The organism is Maledivibacter sp., from assembly GCA_025210375.1.
Classification (GTDB): Bacteria; Bacillota; Clostridia; order Peptostreptococcales; family Caminicellaceae; genus JAOASB01.
Window position 1 is genome coordinate 1 of record JAOASB010000040.1, and the last position, 9,120, is coordinate 9,120.

Consider the following 9,120-nt stretch of genomic DNA (forward strand, 5'->3'; position numbering starts at 1 on the left):
ACCTTCTACAAAAACTATCTACCATATGTAGTCTAAAATTCTTCAAAGCCATACCATCAAATATGCTTATATCTTAAGCAATTAAATCAAGGATGATATTCGCATATGCAATTCTGCCAAGTAAGAGTTATGCAATTTCCTCAAATATAAGCACCAACACAAATCAAATTATTAATGAGAGGGGAGTTTAATTATGAAAAAATTTGACACCATCATTAAGGGAGGTACAATCGTAACAGCTTCGGATACTTTTAAGGGAGATATCGGTATAAAAGATGAAAAGATTGTACAAATAGGATTGGATCTAAAAGATAAAGAAGCTAAGATGGTTGATGCAACTGGAAAATACGTAATGCCAGGAGGAATAGACCCTCATACCCATATGGATATGCCATTTGGTGGTACACATGCCAGTGATGATTTTGCTACGGGTACCATTGCAGCTGCTTGTGGAGGAACTACTACTATAGTAGACTTCTCAATACAACCTAAAGGGAAAAAATTAAGAGATGCAGTTGAAATTTGGCATGAAAAAGCGGATGAAAAGGCTGTAATTGATTATGGTCTTCATATAGCCGTAACTGATATGAATGATGATGTTTTAGAAGAGATTCCTACTATGATCAAAGAAGGATATCCTACTTTTAAGTTGTTTATGACATATGAGAATCTGAGAGTTACAGATGACACTCTTATGAAGGCATTAAAAAAAGTTAATGAGAGTGGTGGATTAATATCGGTTCATGCTGAGAACTATTATGCTATTGAATATTTAACTGAGCAATTACTAGCTGAAGAAAAAACTGAGCCTAAATACCATGCATTGTCTAGACCAGCTTTGGTGGAAGGTGAAGCTGCTAGTAGAGCAATAAAACTAGCTAAATTAGCTGGGGCACCACTATTTATTGTACATAATAGTTGTGAGGAATCTGCTTCAGAAATAAGACGTGCCAGGGAAGAAGGATACCCAATAATGGGAGAAACATGTCCCCAGTACTTACTATTATCCTATGATAATTATGAAGAACCAGGATTTAATGGTGCAAAATACGTTATGTCTCCACCATTAAGAGATAAAGCTAACTGGCCTTATATGTGGGAAGCATTGGCTAAGGATACAGTTCAATTAGTAGCAACTGATCACTGCCCATTCTTTATGGAACAAAAAGAATTAGGTAAAGAGTCATTTGTAAAGATACCAAATGGTGCCCCAGGTGTGGAATTAAGAATGGCACTAATGTATACATATGGTGTGCTAGAAAACAGATTTGATTTACAAAGATTCGTTCAGGTTACTTCTACTAATGCGGCTAAAATTTTTGGAATGTATCCTGAAAAAGGTACAATAGCTGTTGGTAGTGATGCGGATATCGTAATATTTAATCCAGATGTAGAAAAGACAATAACTCAAGGGATGCTCCATGAAAATGTTGACTACACACCATTTGAAGGATTTAAATTAAAAGGATATCCAGAAACCACAATTTCTAGGGGTAGAGTCATTGTAGAGAATGGTGAATTCGTTGGAGAAAAAGGATATGGCAAATTTGTCAAGAGAACAACTCCAATGATTATATAATTTAGGTCAATAAAGATAAGCTTGATTAGAAAACTATTGTGGAATAAATCAAGATGCCACATTTAGAAAAAAACATTCAAGATGCTATAAATGTTGAAGCTTTAAAATATAAAATAAGAGATTAAAGAGGAGGAAACAGATTATGTTTACTTGTGATGTAAAAAGAATGGAAGACAAAATCAAAACTTTTTCAACTTTTGGAGATACAGGAAATGGTGGAATTACTAGGTATTCATTATCACCAGAAGCTATTCAAGCTAGAGAAGAATTTACAAAGAGAATGAAGGCTATTGGAGCTGAAGTAACTACAGATGATATGGCAAATATGTATGCCACAATTCCAGGTACAGATTCAAACGCAAAAAGAATCGTTATGGGATCCCATGTTGATTCAGTAAAAAATGGAGGAAACTATGACGGTGTTCTAGGTGTTCTTACAGCTATGGAAGTTTTAGAAACTATTGTAGATAAAAAGATTCCTCACAAGCATCCTATTACAGCTATGATATTTACAAATGAGGAAGGCTCATTATATCCACCTGCAATGATGTCATCAGGTGTAATTTGTAATAAATTTGATAAAGCTACAATGCTTGCATCAAAGAGTGTATTGGATCCAACTGTTACCTTTGGTGAGTCTTTAGCGGCAAGTGGTTATGCTGGAACAGAAGCAAATAGATTAAATCCTAATGACTATGAGGCTATGTTTGAACTTCACATTGAGCAAGGACCAATCCTTGAGGCTGCTCAAAAACATATTGGGGTTGTAACCTGCGTACTTGGTATGATTAACTACAGAATCAGAACTTATGGTCAAGCAGATCATGCTGGTACTACTCCAATGAAATATAGACAAGATGCCCTTTATGCATCAGCTCAGGTTCTTCAATATCTTCACAATGAGTTAGACAAGCTTGATCCAGAACTTGTTTATACAACTGGTGAAATCAAGTGTCATCCATGTGTACATACAGTAATTCCTGATCTTGTTGACTTCTCAATTGATGCAAGACATGAAGATCCTAAGGTGATTGAACAAGTTCTTGATATTATCAAAAACATGCCTAAGGAAGTTGCTAAGTGTAGGGTAGAGTATGAGAAGGCTTGGGCTCGTGACACAGTTTATTTTGACAAAGAGTTGGTAGAATTTGTAAAACAAAGTGCTGATGAAGCAGGCATTTCTAATCAGTATATCAATAGTGGAGCAGGACATGATGCTCAGTTCGTATCAGAGATGATACCTACTACTATGATCTTCGTACCTTCAAAAGATGGTCATAGCCATTGTGAGCCTGAGTTTACATCCGTTGAAGAATGTACAGATGGTGCAAGCGTAATGTTAAACGCTGTACTTAAGGCAGACGTGAGATAGTTGGAACTCTCTATAATCGATATCCTAAATAACTTAATTAAACCATTATAAAATACAAAGGGCACAGGTATTCATTATTCTGTGCCTTTTGATTAAAAAACAAGCATAAGAGGTGCTAGAGAAAGATTAATTCTCAACATCAAGTATAATCTAATGAATTAGGGGTGAAAAAATGGGAAATTTAGCTGCACTTTCATTAATGACAGCAATTTTATGTGGTATTTGGGTAGAGTTAAGTTCTGCTTTAGGACTACTTGGATGGGCAGGATTTGCAGGATGTACAGCATTTTTCGCGGCAGGAGGTAAGATTCAAGGGTTGAAAAGTTCTCTTCCAGCGACTCTAAGTGGTGTTTTTTGGGCTATGGTAATTATAAAAATGTGTAACTATATGGAGTTTTCCCATGTTGCTGGGATTAGTACGGCTTTGATAACTTTTATAATGTGTATACAGGCTAAAATCAAATTGTTCGAATTTATTCCAGGAACCTTTATAGGATCATTCTCAACCTTTGCTTCTGGAGGGGATTGGAAGGGTGTAGTAATCACCCTAATTTTAGGGGCTATTTTAGGATATGCATGTGAATCAAGTGGTACATGGTTTTACAATGTAACAAATAGGAATACTAACTCTCAAGAAAAGGACACAAAGGAACAGGAAGCTGTATAAAAAAGGCTTCTCAAAGATCATATGATTTCAGATGCTGTGATAGTATTCTTTATATTTATTACTCCCTTAAGATTGTATAAAAAAAGTGTGTAAAGGACTCAGTCTTAACATTTGCATTTCTTTTTATAAGAAAGCATGTGAAGCTGGGTTCTTTTTTTATTCTTATATATTTTTTCCCTTAATATTATGAGAATGTTTATAGTTAAAATCCTCTACAGTTGATGGAGGGATTAATCAAAAATAATTCTAGATACACAATTAATCTTTTAAAAAGAGTTTGACCTTCCACTAGCTGTATAATGTAGAGTTTTATTTAACAGAAACAAAGAGCATGAAAGATTCATTTTATTATATTAATGTTAATGCGTACTATTTTTAGACGTATTACTTGCTCTCAAGAAATTTCTGCTTTTTATATCAATAAGGAAAGGATTGAATAACATATGGATTTTTCATTAACCAGAGAACAGGAACTGATCAAAAAATTGTCACAACAGTTTGCTGAAAATGAATTAGAGCCAGTAGCCGAAGAAGTTGACCTTGAGCATATTTTTCCCGAGGAAAACTTTAAGAAAATGGCATTATTAGGATTTACAGGGATTGGAGTTCCTAGCCAATATGGAGGCTGCAATGGTGGTGCATTAGAGAAGGTAATAACTGTTTCTGAATTCGCAAAAAAATGTATGGCTTCAGCTGCAATCCTATCAATTCACTTAATTGCACCCCAAGCCATTAATAAATATGGAAATGAAGAACAAAAGCAAAGATTTCTTCCCAAGCTTACAAAAGGCGGAGCGTTGGGGGCATTTGCTTTAACCGAACCAAATGCAGGATCCGATGCAGGGGCTGTAAAGACAACAGCTATATATGATCCAGAAACTGATGAGTATATATTAAATGGAACTAAATGCTTTATTTCCGGTGGTAGCCGTGCAGAGGTATTAATTATATTTGCACTTACGCAACCTGAAAAGGGATTAAGAGGTATGTCCGCAATAATAGTTGAGAAAGGTACACCGGGTTTCACTATAGGTAAAATAGAGTCTAAAATGGGATTGGCTGGTTCAGAAACTGCGGAACTAATATTTGAAGATTGTCGTGTTCCAGCATCAAATCTTCTTGGAAGACAGGGCAAAGGCTTTAAAATAGCGATGGAGGCGTTGGATGGAGCCCGTGTAGGAGTAGGGGCTCAAGCTGTTGGAGTAGCAGAGGGAGCATTGGATCTTTCCATTAAGTATTCAAATGAACGTGTTCAGTTTGGTAAACCAATAGCAAATCTCCAAGGTATCCAATGGTATATTGCAGACATGGCAACAAAAACAATGGCTGCAAAAACTCTTGTAGAATATGCAGCGTATCTTGAAGATGCTGGAAAGCCTTTTTCAAAAGAGGCAGCTATGTGTAAGCTAAATGCTTCTGAAAATGCACGTTTTGTAACTAATTTGGCTCTTCAAATACATGGTGGATATGGCTATATGAAGGATTATCCATTAGAGAGAATGTATCGTGATGCTAAGATCACAGAAATATATGAGGGTACTTCAGAGATTCATAAAGTTGTTATCTCCAGAGCAGTAATGAGTAAATAAAGAAGGAGTGTAGAATTATGAGAATTTATGTTTGTATTAAACAAGTTCCAGATACTTCAGGTAGGGTTGCAGTAAAACCAGATGGCACTCTTGATCGTGCTTCTATGTCTGCTATCATTAATCCAGATGATATGAGTGCTATAGAACAAGCACTTATACTCAAGGATAAAATAGGCTGCCAAGTAACGGCAGTAACCATGGGACCACCTCCAGCAGAGGGAATGCTTCGTGAAGTTCTTGCAATGGGAGCTGATGATGCGGTTCTGATTTCTTCCCGTGAGTTTGGTGGGTCAGATACATTTGCAACATCCCAGATTATAGCATCTGCCATATCACATTTAGGTATAGGTAAAGAGGATATGATATTCTGTGGACGTCAGGCAATAGATGGAGATACAGCACAGGTGGGACCACAGATAGCCGAGAAGCTTGAAATCCCACAAGTAACCTATGTTAATGAAATAAGCAAAAGAGATAATGCAATAGTTGTGAAGCGGTTACTTGAAGATGGATATATGATGATTGAGATTGAAACACCTTGTCTGATCACATGTGTAAAAGAAAATAACCTTTCTACTCGATATATGACTATAAATGGAATTATGGATTGTTATAGTAAACCCCTTACAGTCCTTGATTTTCAAGCATTGAAAGATCAGCCATTAATTGAGGTTGATACTATAGGTTTAAAGGGATCACCTACTAATATATTTAAGTCCTTTACACCACCGCAAAAAGGTGTGGGTGTAATGCTTGAAGGAGCTGGCAGGGATACAGTAGTTGAACTAGTAGAGTGCTTACAAAGGAAACACGTTATATAAATTGAAAGGAGATATGAGAATATGGAATTTAATAGTGCTGATATAGGTGCATTCAATGACATATGGGTTTTTTGTGAACAACGTAATGGGAAATTAGTAAATACTGATTTTGAATTGATTTCTGAAGGTCGTAAGCTTGCCGATGAACGTGGATCAAAGCTTATTGGAGTTCTTCTTGGTCATAATGTGAAGGATATTGCAAAAGAGCTAGGAGGCTATGGAGCAGATAAAATAATAGTTTGTGATGACCCGGCATTAGATGTATATACAACAGATGCTTATACTAAGGTAATTAGTGATGTTGCAATGGATAAGAAGCCAGAAGTTATTTTAATTGGGGCTTCACATATTGGTAGGGATTTAGGGCCCCGTTGTGCAGCACGTCTACATACTGGTTTAACAGCTGATTGTACCCATTTAGATATCGATATGGAGAAATATGTGGATTTTCTTGATTCATCGTCAACACTAGATCTATCTAAGACTAAATTTAAAATGGAGGATATGAACTTAAAAATGACACGTCCAGCCTTTGGAGGTCATCTTATGGCAACTATTATATGTCCCCGTTTTAGGCCTTGTATGTCTACGGTACGTCCCGGTGTTATGAAGAAAGTAGAGTTTAATCAAGAAATGGCAGATAAATGTGAAATAGAGATGTATCCAGTATCTATCTCACAGGAAGAGATAAAAACAAAGGTTTTAGAGGTTGTAAAAGAAGCAAAACAGATGATTGATTTAATAGGTGCAGAGGTTATTGTTTCCGTAGGACGTGGTATTGGAAAGAATGTTGAGGAGGGTATTGAGCTTGCTAATAGACTCGCAGAGGCCTTTGGTGGCGGAGTTATTGGTGGAAGCCGTGCTGTAGTTGACTCCGGGTGGTTATCAGCGGATCATCAAGTTGGTCAGACCGGTAAGACAGTACATCCAAGGGTATATGTTGCACTTGGCATTTCCGGGGCTATACAGCATAAAGCCGGTATGCAGGATTCAGAGCTTATTATAGCAGTCAATAAAGATGATACAGCTCCTATATTTGATTGTGCTGACTATGGAATCACTGGAGACTTATTCAAGGTTGTACCTATGATGATTGAAGAAATAACTAGTGTAAAGGTAAGTTAAAAACAACTATACCCTAGGTGTACGGTTTGATATATGTAACAAGAAAAAATGTTGAAAAAGTATTAGAAATAGGCTTGACCGTCCAACAACTGTATTGAATATAATGAGAAATATCTCCAATAGCTTTTAAAGCATTAATTTTTATGGCATGTTTTGTTAAAAGTGTGTCAGTGAATTTTATTAACAAATATAAAAAATAAATGGGTAAATTGCATAATTACCCTATAAATATATTATGCAATTTACTCAAATATCAAAAATGAAACTACATAATAAGGGTTTCTACGCTAGTATAAATATTTAATTAGGGGGGAACTGTATGAACAAAAATTTAGATAAAAATGGAGATTTAAAATTACCTGCACTGTTTTTAATGGGCGGAGCCCTTTTTTCAATGCATTTTGGGGCTTCCAGTATGGTATGGCCTATGAATTGGGGGAAAGAAAGTGGGTCATCAGTATTTGGTGCATTTTGTGGAGCTTTTATAACGGCTTTATTGCTTACATTACTAGCATATGTGGCACTATCTAGGGGGAATGGAACCTATAATCATATCACCACTAGAGTACTTGGAAAGAGGTTAGGAGAATCCTATACAATGTTAACAATCGTTGTACTTGGGCCCTTATATGCGATACCTCGTATGAGTGCAGCATCTTGGGATTCAATAGTACAAGCCTTCGGACTAAATCCACAGGCAAAATTACCACTAATTATTTTTACCGTAGTATTCTATTTGATAACATATTGGTTCCTAATGAGCCCAGGAAAGACCATGGATCGTATTTCAAGTATCCTATTCCCATTACTTATTATCATTGTCACTATAGTTGTAGGTAAGGGTCTTATGATGCCCATAGCAAAGCCAGTTGCTCAAACATACGAAGGTTCCGCATTCGCCTATGGGTTTACTAATGGATATGCAACAGCCGAGATTCTTTGCTCATTGATATTCGGTGTAGTTATATTAAATGGACTTAAAGCAAAGGGTGTTTCAGACGAGCGTATGAGTAAGAATATCATTAGAATAGGGATTATAGGTATTGCTTTACTAAGCTGTACCCACCTTTGCCATATGTTAATTGGAGCTTCCACCGGGGGGACTATAGATTTAAACTACACTGCCCTTTATACAGCGGTTGCAACTAAACTACTTGGGAGATTAGGTGGAATATTATTCTCATTTGCATTATTCTTTGCGGCATTAACGACTGCAATAGGTATGACTTCTGGATGTGCTGAGTTCTTTGTGGATACTACTGAAGGAAAAGTTGATTATAAGACAGCATCTATAGCGGTATTGATATTCAGTACAATATTTGGATGTATGGGTCTTGCTTCAATACTTGCATTCCTTGGACCAATCCTTGATGGTATTTATCCAGCAGCAATCGTACTTGTCATATACTATGCATTAATGCCAAATAATCAAAATAAAAGACACCTAAACGTCTGTAGATATGCCATGATCACTGCATTAATATTTGGTATTTTCGATACAATTTATGCATATGGAAATAAATTGAATTTAGACTTAGGTTACTTCAATATATTCTATGAGGGACTTCCACTGTCATCTGAGATGTTAGCGTGGTTCCCATGGACAGTGGTAGCTGCAATAATAGGCTACTTAGTTTATCAGAAAAGTGAAGTTGCAGTTGCTAGTTAAAGCATTGAAAGGTTTTAAACCTAGGGTAATTAATACTTATGAAAATTGTAGGTATATAAATAATAAAAATTACTAGGAGGAAGTCATAATGAGAAAAGTATCTTTTTTAAGCTATAACATGACAACAGCGGATTCAAATAATCCAGATGGATTAGTACCAATTGGACGTCAGTTTGATTTTATTGGTGATGTTGAAACAGAGCAAATGATATTAGTAGATGGTGATGAATCTCTTTGCCTTGGGTATCATGATGTCAAATGCTATAAGGATATATATGTAGGAGATATGGTTGATTTC

The 9,120-nt window shown here is 36.2% G+C and carries 8 protein-coding genes; all 8 read left to right on the forward strand.

Annotated elements, in window-relative coordinates:
- Positions 1 to 193: 193 nt before the first annotated feature.
- A complete protein-coding gene (hydA, locus tag N4A68_14605) occupies positions 194 to 1,579 on the forward strand; it encodes a dihydropyrimidinase (protein ID MCT4565526.1) in 1,386 nt (461 codons plus the stop codon).
- Positions 1,580 to 1,721: 142 nt separating this feature from the next.
- On the forward strand, positions 1,722 to 2,951 hold the full coding sequence (locus N4A68_14610) for a Zn-dependent hydrolase (GenBank protein MCT4565527.1): 1,230 nt from the start codon (positions 1,722 to 1,724) through the stop codon (positions 2,949 to 2,951).
- Between the two features lie 172 nt (positions 2,952 to 3,123).
- Positions 3,124 to 3,618: a DUF1097 domain-containing protein gene (locus tag N4A68_14615; protein MCT4565528.1), complete on the forward strand. Its 495-nt coding sequence runs from the start codon at positions 3,124 to 3,126 to the stop codon at positions 3,616 to 3,618.
- Between the two features lie 443 nt (positions 3,619 to 4,061).
- Positions 4,062 to 5,207, forward strand: coding sequence for an acyl-CoA dehydrogenase family protein (locus N4A68_14620; GenBank protein MCT4565529.1), 1,146 nt, complete (start codon positions 4,062 to 4,064; stop codon positions 5,205 to 5,207).
- Between the two features lie 17 nt (positions 5,208 to 5,224).
- The gene (locus N4A68_14625; GenBank protein MCT4565530.1) at positions 5,225 to 6,028 is read left to right on the forward strand and encodes an electron transfer flavoprotein subunit beta/FixA family protein; all 804 of its coding nucleotides are present in this window, start codon (positions 5,225 to 5,227) and stop codon (positions 6,026 to 6,028) included.
- Positions 6,029 to 6,049: 21 nt separating this feature from the next.
- Entirely contained in the window at positions 6,050 to 7,153 is a 1,104-nt protein-coding gene (locus N4A68_14630; protein ID MCT4565531.1) for an electron transfer flavoprotein subunit alpha/FixB family protein, read from the forward strand.
- A gap of 319 nt (positions 7,154 to 7,472) precedes the next feature.
- On the forward strand, positions 7,473 to 8,822 hold the full coding sequence (locus N4A68_14635; protein ID MCT4565532.1) for a branched-chain amino acid transport system II carrier protein: 1,350 nt from the start codon (positions 7,473 to 7,475) through the stop codon (positions 8,820 to 8,822).
- 88 nt (positions 8,823 to 8,910) lie between these two features.
- Positions 8,911 to 9,120, forward strand: a 210-nt coding sequence (locus N4A68_14640) for a beta-alanyl-CoA:ammonia lyase (protein MCT4565533.1), incomplete at its 3' end; no start/stop codon positions are given.